This is a genomic window from Streptomyces recifensis (genome assembly GCF_002154615.1).
In the GTDB taxonomy this organism is placed as follows: domain Bacteria; phylum Actinomycetota; class Actinomycetes; order Streptomycetales; family Streptomycetaceae; genus Streptomyces; species Streptomyces griseoluteus.
Genome location: NZ_MUNH01000318.1, coordinates 1 through 17,626, shown reverse-complemented (window position 1 = coordinate 17,626; position 17,626 = coordinate 1). Strand labels below are relative to the sequence as shown.

Below are 17,626 nucleotides of genomic sequence, written 5' to 3'. Positions count from 1 at the left end.
CCAGGCCGGACAGCGGGGTGGCCGGGGCGGGCTTGAGGATGATCGGGACACCGGCCGCGATGGCCGGGGCGACCTTGTGCGCGCACAGGTTCAGCGGGAAGTTGAACGGGGCGATACCGAGGACGACGCCCTTGGGGAAGCGGCGGACGAGCGCCATGCGGCCCTGGCCGCCCGCGTCGGTGTCGAGGCGCTGGGCCTCGCCGCCGTTGAACCGCCGGGCCTCCTCGGCCGCGAGCCGGAACACGGAGACGGCACGGGCGACCTCGCCGCGCGCCCACTTGATGGGCTTGCCGTTCTCGCCGGAGATGAGCTGGGCGATCTCCTCGGTGCGCTCGGTCAGCCGCCGCGCGACGTGGTCGAGGGCGGTGGCGCGGACGTGCGCGGGGACGGCGGCGAACTCGTCGCGGACCGCGTACGCGGCGGCCACGGCCTCTTCGACCTGGGCGTCGGTGGGCACGCTCGCCCGGCCGACGACGCGGCCGTCCCACGGGGAGGAGACGTCGAAGCTGTCCTCGCCGGTGGCCTGGCGGCCGGCCAGCCAGAAGGCGTGGGTGGAGGTCATGTGCGGGTCCGGCCCTTCCGCGTCGGGGGTGATGTGCGTGCTCCACGGTAGGGCGGGCCGGCGCGGCGGTCGCTTGTCCGAGTCGTACGGAAACAGGGGGCCGATGCGCCGGTTCGGCGGGGTGGGCGCGGGAGACGGGGGCGGCTACTCCCCCGAGGTCGCCTTCAGCGCCAGCCACAGCTCCATCCGGACGTCCGGATCGTCCAGCGAGCGGCCGAGGATCTCCTCGACCCGGCGCATCCGGTAGCGCAGGGTGTGCCGGTGCACGCCGAGGTCGGCGGCGGCCGCGTCCCACTGCCCGTGCCGCGACAGCCACGCCCGCAGTGAGGCGACGAGGTCCCCGCGCCCGGTCGCGTCGTGGTCGCGCAGCGCCCGCAGCAGGCCGTCGGCGAAGGCCCGCACCGCGTCGTCGGCCAGCAGCGGGAGGACCGAGCCGGCCGCCACGTGCTCGTGCTCGACCATGACCCGGCCGCGCCGCCGGGCCACCGAGAGTGCCTGCTCGGCCTGGCGGTAGGCGGAGGCGGCCGCTATGGGGCCCGCCGGGGCGGAGAGGCCGACCACGAGTGCGTCGTCGTCACCGCCCTTGGACTCCGGGACGAGCCGGGCCGCCTCCAGCGCGCCCGCGTAGGCCGTGCAGGCGGTGACGGCGGCGCCGCCGTCGGTGGCCAGCACCACCAGCCGGTCCCGTTCGGGTACCACCAGTACGGCTTCGCCGGAGCGGGCGGCGGCGGACTCGGCGGCCTCCGCGAGCGCGTCCAGCGGATCGCCGTCCGTCCCCTGCCGCGGCGCGGACTCGGCGACCAGCAGCCGGAACGGCGCGTCCAGCAGGCCGCCGTACAGGTCGCCGGCGACCGCGCGGGCGTGGTCGGGCTCGCCCGCGAGCAGCATCCGCAGTACGGCCGCGCCGACCCGCTGTTCGGCGGCGTGCAGGGAGCGGGAGCGCTCGGTGGTGAGGGTGAGCAGGGCGATGGCGGAGTGCACGGCGTAGCGCTCGGCGGTGCCGGGGGCGGCCGCGGTGCCGACGGCGAGGGCGGCGCGGGGGCGGCGGCCGGTGCCCAGCGAGTGCAGCTCGATGCGGTCCTCGGTGTCGGGGGCGGCGACCACCGAGGAGGCGGGAGCGGGGCGTTCCCGCAGCCGCTCGACGTCGGCGGTGAGCCGGGCGGCCCGGCGCCCCGCCCACTCGGGCGCGGCGGCGACGACGGCGCCGGACGCGTCGTACAGCGCGGCCCAGCCGTCGACCTGCGCGGCGAGCGCGGCGAGCAGGCCCTCCGGGCCGGTGGTGAGCGCCTGCCGGGTCAGCTCGCGCTGGGCGGCGAAGCCCGCGGTGACGGCGCGGTACTGGTCGGCGGCGATGGCTGCGGAGACGGCCTTGCTGATGGCGAGGAAGGGGGTGCGCCGGGGCACCTCCAGCAGGGGCAGCCCCTCCAGCCGGGCGGCCTGCACCAGCGCCTCGGGGATGTCGTCGTAGTTGACGCCGACCGCGAAGCCCAGGCCGACGACGCCCGCGTCGGCCAGCCGCTTCACGTACCGCCGCATCGCCTCCGGGTTCTCCGCGTCCAGCTTGAGCGCGGTGATCAGCAGCAGCTCCCCGCCCTCCATGTACGGCACGGGGTCGGCCAGCTCGCTGACATGCGCCCAGCGCACGGGCACGTCGAGGCGGTCCTCCCCCGCGCGGACCGTCAGCTTCAGCGCGGAGTGGTGGACGAGCGAGGCGAGCGTCGGCGGCATGAGACCTTCAGGTCGGGACGGCCGGCGCACCATCGCGCCGACCGGGAGCAGTCATCTCTTGGCCGCCACGTATGAACGACCCACCTCGATTCTGCCTCACCGTACGGTCGCGGACCTCCGTTCAGCTCCTCAGGTCCACCAGCAGGGGCGGGGCGTGCTCGCCTCGCACCGTCGTGAGCGAGAGGACGGCGTGCCCCGGAGGGACCGCGTGGGCGAGCTCGGAGGCGGACCAGCGCTCCCGCTCCACCTGGCGGACGGTGACCGCGCGGGCGGTGGGCGCCTGGCCGGTGATGACGCGGCGGAGCATGTGGACGGCCTTGCCGGCCGGGGTCTCCGCGATGATCTGGCGGTCGGTGACGTCGCGGGTCTCGATCCACTCCTTGCCCCAGACCTCGGCGAAGTCCTGGCCGTCCCAGGGAGTGAGGCCGGAGAACGCCATGCGGCACCCGGTCGCGCCGAGCAGCGGGCCGCGCAGCGGGCGGGGTACGTCGTCCAGGGTGCGCAGCGTGAGCACGACGCCCGCGTTGGCCGAGCGCAGCCGCTGGATGCCGCGCACCGACTCGGGGGTGACGACCCCGGCCGCCTCGTCGAGCAGCAGGCAGGCGAAGAGGGAGCGGTCCTCGCGGGCGGTGACGGCGGCCGTGAACTGGGCCAGCACCAGCCGGGCCAGGATGCGGGAGGCGTCGGCGTGGCCCCGCTGGGGCAGGTCGATGCGGACGCGGACCGGGTGGTCGAGCGCCTTCAGGGTGAAGGGCCGCGAGGTGCCGGAGGTGTCGAAGAAGGCGGCGAACGCGGGCCGGTCCAGCAGCGCGACGCGGTCCGCGAGCGCGGCGGCCACGTCACCGGGGTGCGCCTGCTGCCGCTCCCGTGCGTCGAGTTCGCGCAGCAGCGAGGCGTGCCCGGTCTCGGTGAGCGCCTTGCGCAGCGCGGCGATCGGGCCGGGGGCGCCGTCGAGGAGCTGGCGCAGCTCGGGCACGGAGGGGAAGCGCTGGTGGACGGCTCGGAAGGGGCCGAGCAGCTGCGCGAGGACGGTGGTGGAGCGGCGGCTGTCGGAGCCGGGGTGCGGGTCGGCGAGGTCGCCGACGAGGGCTTCGGCGAGTATCGCGGCCGCCTCGTCGGGGTCGGTGGTGCCGCCGTAGAGGTCGAGGTCGTAGACGGAGTCGGGGTGGCCGACACGGACCACCACGTCGTACGCGTCGGCCGGCCCGATCCCGGCACCCGCCGCGCCCACGCTCACCACGGCGGCGCGGCCGGCGAGGGCGTGCAGGCAGAGGGACTCCGCGAGCGGCTTCACGAGGCTGCCGGTCTTGCCGGAGCCGGCCGGGCCGACGGCGACCAGGGAGGTGCCGAGCAGGTCGGTGCCCAGCGCGAGTCCGGCACCCCGGTACTGGTAGGGGTTGCGGGGGTCGTCGGCCGCGGTGCCGAGCCGGACCTGGCCGGTGAGCAGGTCGTGCCGGGCCTGCCGGGCGGGCAGGTCACGGTCGCCGGAGGGGTGCGGGCAGGCGGCGGAGCCGTCGCGCAGGACGGCACCGGTGAAGGCGGCCAGGGTGTTCGACCCGGAGCGCACGCCCTGCCAGGCGCGGCCGATCCGGGCGTGGTCGACGTCCCGCATGAGCCCGGTGCGTGCCTCGGCGGCGAGCCGTTCCGCGGCCTCGTGGGCACCGTGGGCGCGCAGCTCGGGCCAGTCGGCGGGGTCCTCGCCGGGCGCGGGCGGCGGTGGTTCGGCGGGGGTGGCGGACTTGACCCAGGCGGGCGGTCCGAACCGCCGCCAGACCTCGCCCCAGCGCCCGATCCGGGCGACCACGAAGAGGATGGCGAGGGCGATGAGGGTGTAGTACGAGTACCAGAGGACGGCGTTGCCGACGCGGTCGTTGCCCTCGCGCCAGGAGTCCGGGGTGAACAGCTCCAGCGGCAGCACCCACCAGCCGCCGAGGTAGCCGTTCCACAGCAGCGACCACACCAGCCAGCCGACCAGGAACGCGATCACCGCCCCGCTGAGCAGCTGCCGGGCGGGGGTCAGCTCGGGTTCGGTCTCCGGCCGGGGCCGGTGCCCGAGGCGCCACACACCGGGCGCGGCGCCCGGCCCGCCATGTCCACCACGGACAATGGGCCGTGCCGACAACGCCCACATGGAGCATGCCCACCCCACGGCACCCGTCTTAGCCTGCGGGAAAACAAGGCAAGCGTCCGTAATACCCCCAGGAGCCCCGCATGACCGCACTTCCGCAGGAGCGCCGCGTCGTCACCGCCATTCCCGGCCCGAAGTCGCAGGAGCTTCAGGCCCGCCGCACCGCGGTCGTCGCCCAGGGCGTGGGCTCCACGCTGCCGGTCTTCGTCACGCGCGCGGGCGGCGGTGTCATCGAGGACGTCGACGGCAACAGCCTGATCGACTTCGGCTCCGGCATCGCCGTGACCTCGGTGGGCGCCTCCGCCGAGGCCGTGGTGCGCCGCGCGAGCGCCCAGCTCGCCGACTTCACCCACACCTGTTTCATGGTCACCCCGTACGAGGGCTACGTGGAGGTCGCGGAGGCCCTCGCGGAGCTGACGCCGGGTGACCACGCGAAGAAGTCGGCGCTGTTCAACTCGGGCGCCGAGGCCGTCGAGAACGCGGTGAAGATCGCCCGCGCCCACACCAAGCGCCAGGCGGTCGTGGTGTTCGACCACGGCTACCACGGCCGTACGAACCTCACGATGGCGCTGACGGCGAAGAACATGCCGTACAAGAACGGCTTCGGCCCGTTCGCGCCCGAGGTCTACCGGGTGCCGGTGGCCTACGGCTACCGCTGGCCCACCGGTCCGGAGAACGCGGGTCCGGAGGCCGCCAAGCAGGCGATCGACCAGATCACCAAGCAGGTCGGCGCGGACAACGTGGCCGCGATCATCATCGAGCCGGTGCTCGGCGAGGGCGGCTTCATCGAGCCGGCCAAGGGCTTCCTGCCGGAGATCGTGAAGTTCGCCAACGACAACGGCATCGTGTTCGTGGCCGACGAGATCCAGTCCGGCTTCTGCCGCACCGGCCAGTGGTTCGCGTGCGAGGACGAGGGCATCGTCCCGGACCTGATCACCACCGCCAAGGGCATCGCGGGCGGCCTGCCGCTCGCCGCCGTGACGGGCCGCGCCGAGATCATGGACGCCGCGCACGCGGGCGGCCTCGGCGGCACCTACGGCGGCAACCCGGTGGCCTGCGCCGCCGCGCTCGGCGCGATCGAGACGATGAAGGAGCAGGACCTCAACGGCAAGGCCAAGCGCATCGAGGAGGTCATGAAGGGCCGCCTCGCCACCATGGCCGAGAAGTTCGACATCATCGGCGACATCCGGGGCCGGGGCGCGATGATCGCCATCGAGCTGGTCAAGGACCGCGACACCAAGGAGCCGAACGCGCAGGCCGCCGCCGCGCTGGCCAAGGCGTGCCACCAGGAGGGCCTGCTGGTCCTGACCTGCGGCACCTACGGCAACGTGCTGCGCTTCCTGCCCCCGCTGGTCATCGGCGAGGACCTGCTGAACGAGGGCCTGGACATCATCGAGCAGGCTTTCTCGCGCATCTGAGCGACCGGACCGCTCGTTTCAGCGAGTGGTCCGTACCTCTGGCGGACGACTGCGGCAGGCCGTGTGAAGAACGTGTGCGAGGTGGATGACAGGACGCGATTGCGTCTGTCCGACCGCCTGCGCCTGCCGTAAGTTCGGTCCCGATGAGAGATACACCCCGCTCGCAGGGGACTGCGGGTGAGTTCAGGCCGGGGCCTCCCCAGCTTCGACCTGGTCGTGCCCTCGCGCACACAACCGGGGCCTGAGGGCTCCGGGATCTCCACACCGATCGGACGGTCGCCGCCCCAAACCCCCCGGGGCGCGCGACATCCCGGTCCGGTCGGCCGCCCCGGAACCACCCCCCCTGTTCCGGGGCGGCCGACCTCCTTCTCGCCACCCGCGCGCATGCGAAGCTGGCCCGGTGTCCACTCCCGCCCGTCGCCTCGCCTTCGCCGCCGCCCTGCTGACCGGCCTCCCGGCGCTGCTGTTCGCGCTGCTCACCTGGCAGGTCCTGGCGCACGGTCCGCTGCTGGCGCTGGACGCCCGGCTCAGCCGGGACCTGGTCCACCCGGACCGCTTCTCCGAACGCCTCTCCGACCTCGGCGGCATCCCGGTGGCCGTACCCGTGCTGGTGCTCGCCCTCGGCTACGCGGCGTGGCGGGGCCGGGGCGCCGGGATGCCCCGCTGGTGGCTTCCGCCCGCCGCGGCCGCGCTGCTGATGGCGCTGCTCCCGGCGATCGTGGTCCCGCTGAAGCTGTGGACCGCGCGGCCGGGGACCCCCGTGGTGCCCCCGGCCACCGGCTACTTCCCCTCCGGCCACACCGCGACGGCGGCCGTGGCGTACGGCGCCTCGGCGCTGCTCCTGCTCCCCTGGTGCCGCACCCGCGCCGCACGCCTCGCGGTGGTCGGTGTCCCGGCCGCGCTGGTGCTCGCGGTGTCGTACGGGCTGGTGCGGCGGGGCTTCCACTGGCCGCTGGACGTGCTGGCGTCCTGGTGCCTGGGCGCGGTGCTGCTGACCTGTCTGAGCCTGGTGCTCAGCCGAAGTAGGAGTCGAAGGTCCGCTGGAACTCCCAGCCCGCGAACCGGTCCCAGTTCACCGACCAGGTCATCAGACCCCGTAGCGCGGGCCAGGTCCCGTGGGTCGGGTACGAGCCGCAGTTCGTCTTCTTCGTGAGGCAGTCCAGGGTCTTGGTGACCTCGGCCGGGGCGACATGGCCGTTGCCCGCGTTGACCGAGGCGGGCATGCCGATGGCGACCTGGTCGGGGCGCAGCGGCGGGAAGACGTTGCCGGCGTCGCCCGCGACCGGGAAGCCGGTGAGCAGCATGTCGGTCATGGCGATGTGGAAGTCGGCGCCGCCCATGGAGTGGTACTGGTTGTCCAGACCCATGATCGGGCCGGAGTTGTAGTCCTGGACGTGCAGCAGGGTGAGGTCGTCGCGCAGGGCGTGGATGACCGGGAGGTAGGCGCCGCAGCGCGGGTCCTGCCCGCCCCACTTGCCGCTGCCGTAGAACTGGTAGCCGTTCTGCACGAAGAAGGTCTCCGGCGCCATGGTGAGCACGAACCGGGTGCCGTACTTGGCCTTGAGGGTCTTCAGCGCGGAGATCAGGTTGACGATCACCGGGGTGGTCGGGTTCCTGAAGTCGGTGTCGCCGGTGTTCAGCGAGAGCGAGTGGCCCTCGAAGTCGATGTCGAGGCCGTCAAGACCGTACTGATCGATGATCTTCGAGACGGACGAGACGAAGGCGTCGCGGGCGGCCGTGGTGGTGAGCTGGACCTGGCCGTTCTGGCCGCCGATGGAGATCAGCACCTTCTTGCCGGCGGCCTGCTTGGCCTTGATGGCCGCCTTGAAGTCGGCGTCGCTCTCGACGCCGGGGCACTCCGAGACCGGGCAGCGGTTGAAGCGGATGTCCCCCGAGGTGACCGAGGTCGGCTCGCCGAAGGCCAGGTCGATGACGTCCCAGCTGTCGGGCACGTCGGCCATCCGCGTGTAACCGGAGCCATTGGCGAAGCTCGCGTGGAGGTAGCCGACCAGGGCGTGGGCGGGCAGTTCCGTGGAACCTCCGCCGTCGCCGCGGGCCGGGGTGGTCGCGGTCACCGTGGCGGACCGGGCGGACTCCCCCGCGTCATTGGCGGCGGTGACCTGGAAGGCGTACGCGGTCGAGGGGTTGAGGCCGCTCACGGTGGCCGAAGTGCCGTTCACGCTCTGAACCTTGACGCCGTCCCGGTAGACGGCGTAGCCGGTCGCGCCGGTCACCGGGGTCCAGGACAGGGCGACGGAGGTGGCGGTGACGGTGCCCGTCTTCAGGCCGGTCGGCACGGTGGGCGGCTGGGTGGTGGTGCCGCCGCCGGGCCCCGTGAGGGAGACGTCGTCGGCGTAGTAGGCGCCGGTGCCGTACCAGCCGTGGGTGTAGATGGTGACCTTGGTCGTGTCGGCGCCGGTGGTGAAGGTGGTGGCGAGCTTCTGCCAGTCGGGCGCGGACTGGGTCCAGGTGGAGACGTCGGTGGTGCCGGTGCCGCTCGCGCCGAGGTAGACGTAGGAGCCGCGTACCCATGCGGCCAGCGTGTACTGGGAGTCGGGTCTGACGGACACCGTCTGGGCGCACTGGGCGTTGTCGCTGCCCTCCGGGGTGGCTTTGAGCGCCGAGGCGCCGCTGTGCACCGGGGAGGTGACGGTGGCGCCGGCGGTGCAGGTCCAGGGGGAGAGCCCGGACTCGAAGCCGCCGTTGACCGCGGCGTCCGCGTCGGCCGCACGGGCGGCCGACGAGAGCGCGGCACTGCCGGGCACGGCGAGAGCCATGACCGTGAGGAATGCGACCAGGGGTCGGGAACGGTCCACAAATGCCTCCAGGCATGGGGGAGTTGGAGGTCGAGGGTGCACCCAACTTGGTCCAGACCAATTCCGTTGTCAAGGAGTCCCCACCGAAGAGACCCCGCCGGGAGCCCCGTCAGGGCGTCACGAGCGGCGCCCGCCCCCCTCGCTCGCCAGCGCGGCCGCAGCCTCGTGCATCGCCAGCTCCAGCAGCGCCGGGTCGGTGAGCGTGCCCGACCCGTCCGGCGGCACCAGCCAGCGCACCCCGTGGGCCGCCCGGCCGGGGTACGGCACGACGATCCAGGTGCCGGCCCCTGCGGTACGGATGCCGGTGCCCAGCCAGCGGGCGGCGGTGCCGGGCGGCACGAAGAAACCCACCCGGTCGTCCCCGAAGTCGACCAGCACCGGGCCGGGTTGATCGAGGACGCGAGTGAGCACGTCGAGCGTCGGATACCCCAGCTCCCCCGGCAGGACGAGCACGTCCCAGGCTTTCCCGGCGGGCAGCAGCGCGACCCCCAGCGGGCTGCGCTCCCACTCCCACCGGCAGGCGCCCGGGTCCGGCGCGACGGATGCCAGCCACTCCACCGCAGTCTTCGCCCCTGTCATGAAAAGACCTCCCTCTCCTTCGCGGAAACACGCGTCCGCGAAGGAGAGGGAGGTCGGGCCGCCCGCATTACGCGAGTCACCGACCCCATTCGAGTGATCTGGGTCACACAGGGCGGTCAGGGGCTAACTGTCGAAGCCGAGCCCCAGCCGGTCCATGGCCCGCAGCCACAGATTGCGCCGCCCGCCCTGCGCGTCGGCCCGCGCCAGCGACCAGCGGGTCAGCGCGATCCCAGTCCAGGCGAACGGCTCGGGCGGGAAGGGCAGCGGCTTTTTGCGGACCATCTCCAGCCGGGTGCGCTCGGTGTCCGCGCCGTCCAGCAGGTCCAGCATCACATCGGCGCCGAAGCGGGTGGCCCCCACACCGAGCCCGGTGTAGCCCGCCGCGTACGCGACCCGTCCCTGATGGCCGGTGCCGAAGAACGCCGAGAAGCGGGAGCAGGTGTCGATCGCACCGCCCCACGCGTGGGAGAAGCGGACGCCCTCCAGCTGCGGGAAACAGGTGAAGAAGTGCCCGGCCAGCTTGGCGTAGGTCTCCGGCCGGTCGTCGTACTCCGCGCGCACCCGGCCCCCGTAGGGGTAGATCGCGTCGTAACCGCCCCACAGCACCCGGTTGTCCGGGGTCAGCCGGAAGTAGTGGAACTGGTTGGCCGCGTCCCCGAGGCCCTGGCGGTTCTTCCAGCCGAGCGAGTCGAGCTGCCCGGCGTTCAGCGGCTCGGTCGTCAGCGCGTAGTCGTAGACCGGCACCGTGTAGGAACGCACCCGGCGCAGGAGGCTCGGGAAGATGTTGGTGCCGAGCGCGACCTTGCGGGCCCGGACCGTGCCGTACGGGGTGCCGGCCTCCATCCCGGCGCCGTACTGCTTCAGGGTCAGGGCCGGGGTGTGCTCGTACACCCGGACCCCGAGGGCGAGGCAGGCCCGCTTCAGTCCCCAGGCCAGTTTGGCGGGGTGCAGCAGGGCCACGCCTCGGCGGTCCCACAGACCGGCCTCGAAGGTGGGCGAGCCGACCTCGGCGCGCAGGGCGTCGCGGTCGAGGAGCTCCATGCCGTCCGCGAGGCCCTTGTCCTGGAGTTCCCGGTGCCAGTCGCGCAGCTCCCACGCCTGGTAGGTCTCGGTGGCCACGTCGATCTCGCCGGTGCGCTCGAAGTCGCAGTCGATGCCGTGCCGGGCGAGCGCGTCCTCGATGCCGTCCAGGTTGCGGGCGCCGAGTTCGTGCAGCGTGCCGATCTCCTCCGGCCAGCGGGCCAGGCCGTTGGCCAGGCCGTGGGTGAGGGAGGCGGCGCAGAACCCGCCGTTGCGGCCCGAGGCGGCCCAGCCCACCTCGCGCCCCTCCAGCAGCACCACGTCCCGGCCGGGATCGCGCTCCTTGGCGTTGAGCGCGGTCCACAGTCCGCTGTAACCCCCGCCGACCACGAGGAGGTCGCAGGTGTCGGTGCCGGTGAGGGCCGGCTCGGGACGGGGCTTGCCGGGGTCCTCCAGCCAGTAGGGGACCGGCTGGGCTTCGGAGAGGGAAGCGATCCAGTTGTCTTTTCCACGGCTCATGGCGCTAGGGGCCATGATTTCAACTCCCTACGGGGCTTTATGCCTTCTGGTGACCGCGTCTACGGGTGACGAGCATCGAGACCAGCACGAACAGTACGGCGACGAGGAACATGGCCGTCCCGATGACATTGATCTGAACGGGCGTTCCGCGCTGTGCCGAGCCCCAGACGAACATGGGGAAGGTGACGGTCGAGCCCGCGTTGAAATTGGTGATGATGAAATCGTCGAAGGAGAGCGCGAAGGACAGCAGCGCGCCCGCGGCGATTCCGGGTGCCGCGATGGGCAGGGTGACCCGCCAGAAGGTCTGCACCGGTCCCGCGTAGAGATCGCGGGCGGCCTCCTCCAGGCGCGGGTCCATCGACATCACGCGCGCCTTGACCGCGGTGACGACGAAGCTCAGGCAGAACATGATGTGGGCGATCAGGATCGTCCAGAAGCCGAGCTGGGCGCCCATGTTGAGGAACAGGGTGAGCAGCGAGGCGGCCATGACGACCTCGGGCATGGCCATGGGCAGGAAGATCAGCGAGTTGACCGCGCCGCGCGCCCGGAACCGGTACCGGACCAGGGCGAACGCGATCATCGTGCCGAGCGCGGTGGCGCCGATGGTGGCCCACAGGGCGATCTGGAGGCTGAGCCCGAGCGAGCCGCACATGTCGGCGACCCCGCACGGGTCCTGCCAGGCGTCGGTGGAGAAGTGCTGCCACTCGTAGTTGAAGCGGCCCTTGGGCTTGTTGAAGGAGAACACCGTCACGACGACGTTCGGCAGCAGCAGATAGGCGAGCGTCAGCAGTCCCGCGACGACGACGAGACGGCGCTTGAGCCAGGTGAAGACGGCCATGTCAGACGAGGTCCTCCGTCCCGGCCCGGCGGATGTAGATCGTGACCATGGCCAGGATCGCGGCCATGAGGATGAAGGAGAGCGCGGCGGCCGTCGGGTAGTCCAGCACCCGCAGGAACTGGGTCTGGATGACGTTGCCGATCATGCGGGTGTCGGTGGAGCCGAGCAGCTCGGCGTTGACGTAGTCGCCGGCCGCCGGGATGAAGGTCAGCAGGGTGCCGGAGACCACGCCGGGCATCGACAGCGGGAAGGTCACCTTGCGGAAGGTGGTCCAGGGCCGGGCGTACAGGTCCCCGGCCGCCTCGTGCAGCCGTCCGTCGATCCGCTCCAGCGAGCTGTACAGCGGCAGGATCATGAACGGCAGGAAGTTGTACGTCAGTCCGCACACCACCGCCAGCGGCGTGGCCAGCACCCGGTCGCCCGCGGTCCAGCCGAGCCAGCCGGTCACGTCCAGCACGTGCAGGGTGTTCAGCGCGTGCACCACGGGCCCGTTGTCCGCGAGGATCGTCTTCCAGGCGAGGGTGCGGATCAGGAAGCTGGTGAAGAAGGGCGCGATCACCAGGATCATGATCAGGTTGCGCCAGCGCCCGGCGCGGAACGCGATCAGATACGCCAGCGGGTAGCCCAGCAGCAGACAGAGCACGGTCGCGGCGGCCGCGTAGAGCACCGAGCGGACGAACTGCGGCCAGTACTCGGCGAGCGCGTGCCAGTAGGTGGCGAAGTGCCAGGTGACCTTGTAGCCCTGCTCCAGCGACCCGGTCTGCACCGAGGTGGAGGCCTGGTAGACCAGCGGCAGCGCGAAGAACACGATCAGCCACAGGATGCCGGGCAGCAGCAGCCAGTAGGGGGTGAACCGGCCGCGCCTGCGGGGTGGCCGCGCGGGCTCGGGCGGGGCGAGCGGCGGGGGCGCCTCGGCGAGGGTCGGCATCAGACGGCCGCCTCTTCCTCGGTGCCCGCGTCGATGTCCTGGGCGGCGTCGAACGCGAAGGTGTGCGCCGGGTTCCAGTGCAGGACCACCTCGGCGCCGGGCACCAGCCGGGTGTCCCGCTCCACGTTCTGCGCGTACACCGCGAGAGCGCCCGCGACCGGGGTGTCGATCACGTACTGGGTGGAGACGCCGATGAAGCCGGCGTCCGCGACCGTGCCGGTGAGGCGGTTGCGGCCCTCGGGCACCGAGCCCGCGTCGTCGGCGTGGGTGAGCGCGATCTTCTCGGGGCGGATGCCGACCAGCAGCTTGCCGCCGGCCGGGGCGGGCGCGGAACAGCGCGCCTCGGGCATCAGCAGCTTGCCGTCCCCGGCGCGCAGCACGATGTCGCCGCCGCTCCGGGAGTCGACCTCCGCCTCGATCAGGTTGGAGGTGCCGAGGAAGTTGGCGACGAAGGTGGTGCGCGGGTTCTCGTACAGCTCGGTGGGCGAGCCGAGCTGCTCCACGCGGCCCGCGTTCATCACGGCGACCGTGTCGGCCATGGTCATGGCCTCCTCCTGGTCGTGCGTGACATGGACGAAGGTGATGCCGACCTCGGTCTGGATGCGCTTGAGCTCCAGCTGCATCTGGCGGCGCAGCTTGAGGTCGAGGGCGCCGAGGGGCTCGTCCAGCAGGAGCACCTTGGGATGGTTGATCAGGGCGCGGGCGACCGCGACGCGCTGCTGCTGGCCGCCGGAGAGCTGGTGCGGCTTCTTGCGGGCCTGCTCCCCGAGCTGGACCAGCTCCAGCATCTCCTCGACCTGCTTCTTGACGCTCTTCACACCGCGCCGGCGCAGGCCGAAGGCGACGTTCTCGAAGATGTCGAGGTGCGGGAAGAGGGCGTAGGACTGGAAGACCGTGTTGACCGGCCGCTTGTAGGGGGGCAGCCCGGTGACGTCCAGGTCACCGAGGTGCACGGTCCCGGAGGTCGGCTCCTCCAGCCCGGCGATCATGCGCAGGGTGGTGGTCTTGCCGCAGCCGGAGGCGCCGAGCAGCGCGAAGAAGGAGCCCTGGGGCACGGTGAGGTCCAGCGGGTGCACGGCGGTGAAGGAGCCGTACGTCTTGCCGATACCGGAGAGGCGGACGTCGCCGCTGCCGTCTGTCGTCGTCTTCATCCTCGTCACGCCCCTGTGAGCTTCGCGAACTTCTCTTCGTAGGCCGTCTCTTCCTTCTGGCTCAGGGAGCGGAAGGCGTGGGACTTCGCCTGCATGGCCTTGTCGGGGACGATCAGCGGATTGTCCGCCGCGTCCCGGTCGATCTTCGCAAGCCAGGGCTTCACGTTGTCGACCGGAGTGACGTAGTTGATGTAGGCGGCGAGCGCGGCGGCCTGTTCGGGTTCGTAGAAGAAGTCGATCAGCCGCTCGGCGTTCGTCTTGTGACGTGCCTTGTTGGGGATCAGCATATTGTCCGTCGAGGTGACATAACCGCTGTCGGGAATGATGAAGTCCACATCGGGGCTGTCCGCCTTGAGCTGGACCACGTCACCGGCCCAGGCGACACAGGCCGCGAAGTCACCCTTGGCGAGGTCGGCGGTGTAGTCGTTCCCGGTGAACCGGCGTATCTGGCCCTTGTCGACGGCCTTCTGCAGCCGGGCTATCGCCGCGTCGTAGTCGTCGTCGGTGAAGTCGGCCGGGTCCTTGCCCATGTCGAGCAGGGTCATCCCGACGCTGTCCCGCATCTCGGAGAGGAAGCCGACCCGGCCCTTCAGCCTGGGATTGTCGAGCAGGTCGGAGACGGATCTCACCTCGATCCCGTCCAGCGCCTTCTTGTTGTAGGCGATGACCGTGGAGATGCCCTGCCAGGGGTAGGAGTAGGAGCGGCCCGGGTCCCAGTCGGGGGTGCGGAACTGCGGCGAGAGGTTGGCGAAGGCGTGCGGGAGGTTCGCCGGGTCCAGCTTCTGCACCCAGCCGAGCCGGATCAGCCGCGCGGCCAGCCAGTCGGTGAGGACGATCAGGTCGCGGCCGGTCTCCTGGCCCGCGGCGAGCTGCGGCTTGATCTTGCCGAAGAACTCGTTGTTGTCGTTGATGTCCTCGGTGTACCGGACCGTGATCCCGGTCTTTCGCTGGAACGCGGCGAGCGTGGGGTGACGCTTGCCGCTGTCGTCCACGTCGATGTACTCGGTCCAGTTGGAGAAGTCGACGGTCTTGTCCCGGGCCGAGCGGTCGTCCGCCGCGGTGCCGCCCGGTGTCCGTCCGGCCGCCGGAATACCACAGGCGCTGAGGGCGCCCAGGCCCCCCGCCGTGAGCGCACCTCCGGCCGACGCCCGCAGCAGCGACCGGCGGGTCAGCGCCGCCCGCCCGCTCCGCAGACTGCGCCGCACGGCGGCCAGCTGGGGCGGGGTGAGGCGGCCGGGCTCGTACTGATCCATACGCGTGGTGCCCTTTCGGAAAGCGGGCGGGGCCCTAGTGGCGGTCCCCGAAGACCGTGCGGTGCCAGTCCTTGCGGACGGCCGCCGTGTTGTCGAACATGACGTGCTTGACCTGCGTGTACTCCTCGAAGGAGTACGCCGACATGTCCTTGCCGAAGCCGGACGCCTTGTATCCGCCGTGCGGCATCTCGCTGATGATCGGGATGTGGTCGTTGATCCACACGCACCCGGCCCGCAGATCGCGGGTGGCCCGCTGGGCGCGGTAGACGTTGCCGGTCCACGCGGAGGCGGCGAGGCCGTACGGGGTGTCGTTGGCCAGCCGCAGGCCCTCGTCGTCGGTGTCGAAGGGGAGTACGACGAGGACGGGGCCGAAGATCTCCGACTGGACGATCTCGCTGTCCTGGGCCGCGCCGGTGACCAGGGTGGGCCGGTAGTAGGCGCCGCTCTTGAGGTCGCCGCCGGGGGCCTCGCCGCCGGTGACCACGGTCGCGTAGGCACGGGCCCGGTCCACGAAGCCGGCGACGCGGTCGCGGTGGGCGTGCGAGACCAGCGGGCCGAGGTCGGTGCCGGGCGCGAAGGGGTCGCCGAGCCGCACGGTCTCCATCAGGGCGGCGGTCCGCTCCACGAACGCCTCGTACAGCGGGCGCTGCACATAGGCGCGGGTCGCGGCCGTGCAGTCCTGACCGGTGTTGATGAGCGCGCCGGCGACCGCGCCGTTGGCGGCGGCCTCCAGGTCGGCGTCGTCGAACACCACGAAGGGCGCCTTGCCGCCCAGCTCCAGGTGGAGCCGCTTGACGGTGGCCGTGGCGATCTCCGCGACCCTGCGGCCGACGGCGGTGGAGCCGGTGAACGACGTCATCGCCACGTCCGGATGTCCGACCAGCCGCTCCCCCGCCCCCGGCCCGGTCCCGCTGACGATGTTGATCACACCGTCCGGGATGCCCGCGTCGACGGCGGCCCGCGCGAACAGCAGCGAGGTGAGCGGGGTCAGCTCGGCGGGCTTGAGCACGATGGTGTTGCCCGCGGCGACGGCCGGGAGGACCTTCCACGCGGCCATCTGGAGCGGGTAGTTCCAGGGCGCGATCGATCCGACCACCCCGATGGGCTCGCGGCGGACGTAGGAGGTGTGGTCACCGGAGTACTCCCCCGCCGACTGTCCCTGGAGCTGCCGGGCGGCGCCCGCGAAGAAGGCCGTGTTGTCGATGGTGCCGGGGACGTCGAATTCGCGGGTGAGCTTCAGCGGCTTGCCGCACTGGAGCGACTCGGCGCGGGCGAAGTCCTCGGCGCGGTCCGCGAGCACTGCGGCGAAACGGTTCAGCGCGTCGGAGCGCTCGCCCGGCGTGGCGGCGGCCCAGCCGGGGAAGGCGGCGCGTGCGGCGGCCACGGCCGCGTCGACGTCGTTCTCCCCGGCGAGTTCGTAGCGGTACACCTCCTCGCCGGTAGCGGGGTCGGTCACCGCGTGGGTACGGCCCGAGGTACCCGGCGCGGGGCGGCCCGCGACGAACTGCGCACCCTCGGCGAAACGGTCGCGCGCCGGAAATCGTTCCGGGGTGTCGGTGCCCGGCTTGTGCATGTCGCTCTCCTCCGCCGGACGCCCTTTGGGGGGCCGGGTGGCGTGGCTCCAGCTCGATTTGAGTGCCGATCCTGACAGAGGAGCAGGAGTGCAACAAGGGATTCCGTTGTTGCCTTTTGGTTACGCGACGGAATCTGTCGGCGGGCTGTCGAGTCGCGAGGGAAAAGGAGAGACGGGTTGTCAGTGGTGGCTGCCACACTCGCGTGCATGGGGAAGATCGACGGGGTGGAAGCGCTGATCGGCGCGGTCCGGGCGGGGGCGCCCGTGAGATATCTGCACTTCTGGGGGCACCGCCCGCAGCGGGACGGGAGCGTGGGCGCGGGGTGCCTGAGCCAGTGGTGGCCGGCGCCGTTCACGGTGGACGGGGTCGAGTACGCGACCGCCGAGCACTGGATGATGGCGGCCAAGGCGCGCCTCTTCGCCGACCCGGACGCCGAGCGGCTGGTGCTGGCCGCGGGGCATCCGGCCGGGGCGAAGAAGGCGGGGCGGCTGGTCCGGGGCTTCGACGAGGAGACATGGCGCCGGGAGCGGTTCCGGATCGTCGTCGAGGGCAGCGTGCACAAGTTCGCCGCCGACCCCGGCCTGCGCGAGTTCCTGCTCGGCACGGGCGAGCGGGTGCTGGTGGAGGCGAGCCCGGTGGACCGCGTGTGGGGGATCGGGCTCAGTGTCCGGGACGAGGCCGCGTGGAACCCGGCCCGCTGGAAGGGGCCGAACCTCCTGGGCTTCGCGCTGATGGAGGCTCGGGACCGGCTGCGTTCAGAGGCGGGGTGAGGCGGGGATCTGCGGGGCGGAGTTGTAGGAGGAGCCGAAGGGGTCGTCGTCCTGCCGGCTGTCCTCCTTGTTCGCGGCGAACACCAGGATGCCGATGAAGAGCGCCAGCGTGGCCACGCCCACGATGATGCCGATGATGCCGAGCACGAAGCCCGCCTGGGCCTGCCCGCGGTTGGTGGCCTCACCCCGGTCGGCCCGCCTGCGGCCCTGGACGCCCAGGATCACGGCGATGACACCGAGGATCAGGGAGACGACTCCGTAGAGGCAGAAGAGCACGATGGAGAGGATGCCGAGCACCATGGCGGCGGTGCCCGCGTTGTTCTGCGGGGCGGGTCCCATGCC

At 72.0% G+C, this 17,626-nt stretch carries 14 protein-coding genes and 1 pseudogene; 3 read left to right on the top strand and 12 right to left on the bottom strand.

All coding sequences use genetic code 11. The features are described 5' to 3' along the window. The 3 genes from CCN33_RS17800 to CCN33_RS17790 all read right to left on the bottom strand — a co-directional run. Nucleotides 1-562, bottom strand: a 562-nt coding sequence (locus CCN33_RS17800; protein ID WP_140394577.1) for an aldehyde dehydrogenase family protein, incomplete at its 3' end; no start/stop codon positions are given. Between the two features lie 144 nt (nucleotides 563-706). Further along, entirely contained in the window at nucleotides 707-2,290 is a 1,584-nt protein-coding gene (locus CCN33_RS17795; RefSeq protein ID WP_086694576.1) for a PucR family transcriptional regulator, read from the bottom strand. A gap of 121 nt (nucleotides 2,291-2,411) precedes the next feature. Further along, the gene (locus tag CCN33_RS17790) at nucleotides 2,412-4,421 is read right to left on the bottom strand and encodes an ATP-binding protein (protein WP_086694575.1); all 2,010 of its coding nucleotides are present in this window, start codon (nucleotides 4,419-4,421) and stop codon (nucleotides 2,412-2,414) included. 80 nt (nucleotides 4,422-4,501) lie between these two features. Here CCN33_RS17790 and gabT point away from each other — a divergent pair, with 80 nt between their 5' ends. Next, on the top strand, nucleotides 4,502-5,836 hold the full coding sequence (gene gabT, locus CCN33_RS17785; protein WP_086694574.1) for a 4-aminobutyrate--2-oxoglutarate transaminase: 1,335 nt from the start codon (nucleotides 4,502-4,504) through the stop codon (nucleotides 5,834-5,836). Between the two features lie 400 nt (nucleotides 5,837-6,236). Continuing rightward, nucleotides 6,237-6,908, top strand: a pseudogene (locus tag CCN33_RS17780) (phosphatase PAP2 family protein); the annotation flags it as partial. Here the strand turns inward: CCN33_RS17780 and CCN33_RS17775 are convergent. The 8 genes from CCN33_RS17775 to CCN33_RS17740 form a co-directional block, all read right to left on the bottom strand. Further along, nucleotides 6,850-8,613: a chitinase gene (locus tag CCN33_RS17775; protein ID WP_086694579.1), complete on the bottom strand. Its 1,764-nt coding sequence runs from the start codon at nucleotides 8,611-8,613 to the stop codon at nucleotides 6,850-6,852. The pseudogene CCN33_RS17780 and the gene CCN33_RS17775 sit on opposite strands and share 59 nt — an antisense overlap. A gap of 156 nt (nucleotides 8,614-8,769) precedes the next feature. Then, nucleotides 8,770-9,231, bottom strand: coding sequence for a hypothetical protein (locus CCN33_RS17770; protein ID WP_086694573.1), 462 nt, complete (start codon nucleotides 9,229-9,231; stop codon nucleotides 8,770-8,772). 123 nt (nucleotides 9,232-9,354) lie between these two features. Further along, the gene (locus tag CCN33_RS17765) at nucleotides 9,355-10,785 is read right to left on the bottom strand and encodes an NAD(P)/FAD-dependent oxidoreductase (protein WP_086694572.1); all 1,431 of its coding nucleotides are present in this window, start codon (nucleotides 10,783-10,785) and stop codon (nucleotides 9,355-9,357) included. 22 nt (nucleotides 10,786-10,807) lie between these two features. Further along, complete coding sequence (locus CCN33_RS17760; RefSeq protein ID WP_086694571.1) at nucleotides 10,808-11,608, bottom strand: ABC transporter permease; 801 nt, start codon at nucleotides 11,606-11,608, stop codon at nucleotides 10,808-10,810. Between the two features lies 1 nt (nucleotide 11,609). Next, nucleotides 11,610-12,536 carry an ABC transporter permease gene (locus CCN33_RS17755; protein WP_086694570.1) on the bottom strand — a complete coding sequence of 309 codons (927 nt, stop codon included), beginning with the start codon at nucleotides 12,534-12,536 and terminating at the stop codon, nucleotides 11,610-11,612. After that, nucleotides 12,536-13,687, bottom strand: a complete 1,152-nt coding sequence (locus CCN33_RS17750) for an ABC transporter ATP-binding protein (RefSeq protein ID WP_208621787.1) — start codon at nucleotides 13,685-13,687, stop codon at nucleotides 12,536-12,538. Before CCN33_RS17750 ends, CCN33_RS17755 begins: the two co-directional genes overlap by 1 nt. A gap of 5 nt (nucleotides 13,688-13,692) precedes the next feature. Beyond that, on the bottom strand, nucleotides 13,693-14,940 hold the full coding sequence (locus CCN33_RS17745; RefSeq protein ID WP_086694568.1) for a polyamine ABC transporter substrate-binding protein: 1,248 nt from the start codon (nucleotides 14,938-14,940) through the stop codon (nucleotides 13,693-13,695). A 34-nt stretch (nucleotides 14,941-14,974) separates the two neighbouring features. Further along, entirely contained in the window at nucleotides 14,975-16,513 is a 1,539-nt protein-coding gene (locus tag CCN33_RS17740; protein WP_086694567.1) for a gamma-aminobutyraldehyde dehydrogenase, read from the bottom strand. A gap of 207 nt (nucleotides 16,514-16,720) precedes the next feature. On the opposite strand from CCN33_RS17740, the gene CCN33_RS17735 reads away from it, so the two are divergent. Then, complete coding sequence (locus CCN33_RS17735) at nucleotides 16,721-17,284, top strand: NADAR family protein (protein ID WP_086694578.1); 564 nt, start codon at nucleotides 16,721-16,723, stop codon at nucleotides 17,282-17,284. Here the strand turns inward: CCN33_RS17735 and CCN33_RS17730 are convergent. Beyond that, the coding region (locus CCN33_RS17730; RefSeq protein WP_107483955.1) for a DUF4190 domain-containing protein at nucleotides 17,270-17,626 on the bottom strand (357 nt) is incomplete at its 5' end. The genes CCN33_RS17735 and CCN33_RS17730 overlap by 15 nt on opposite strands.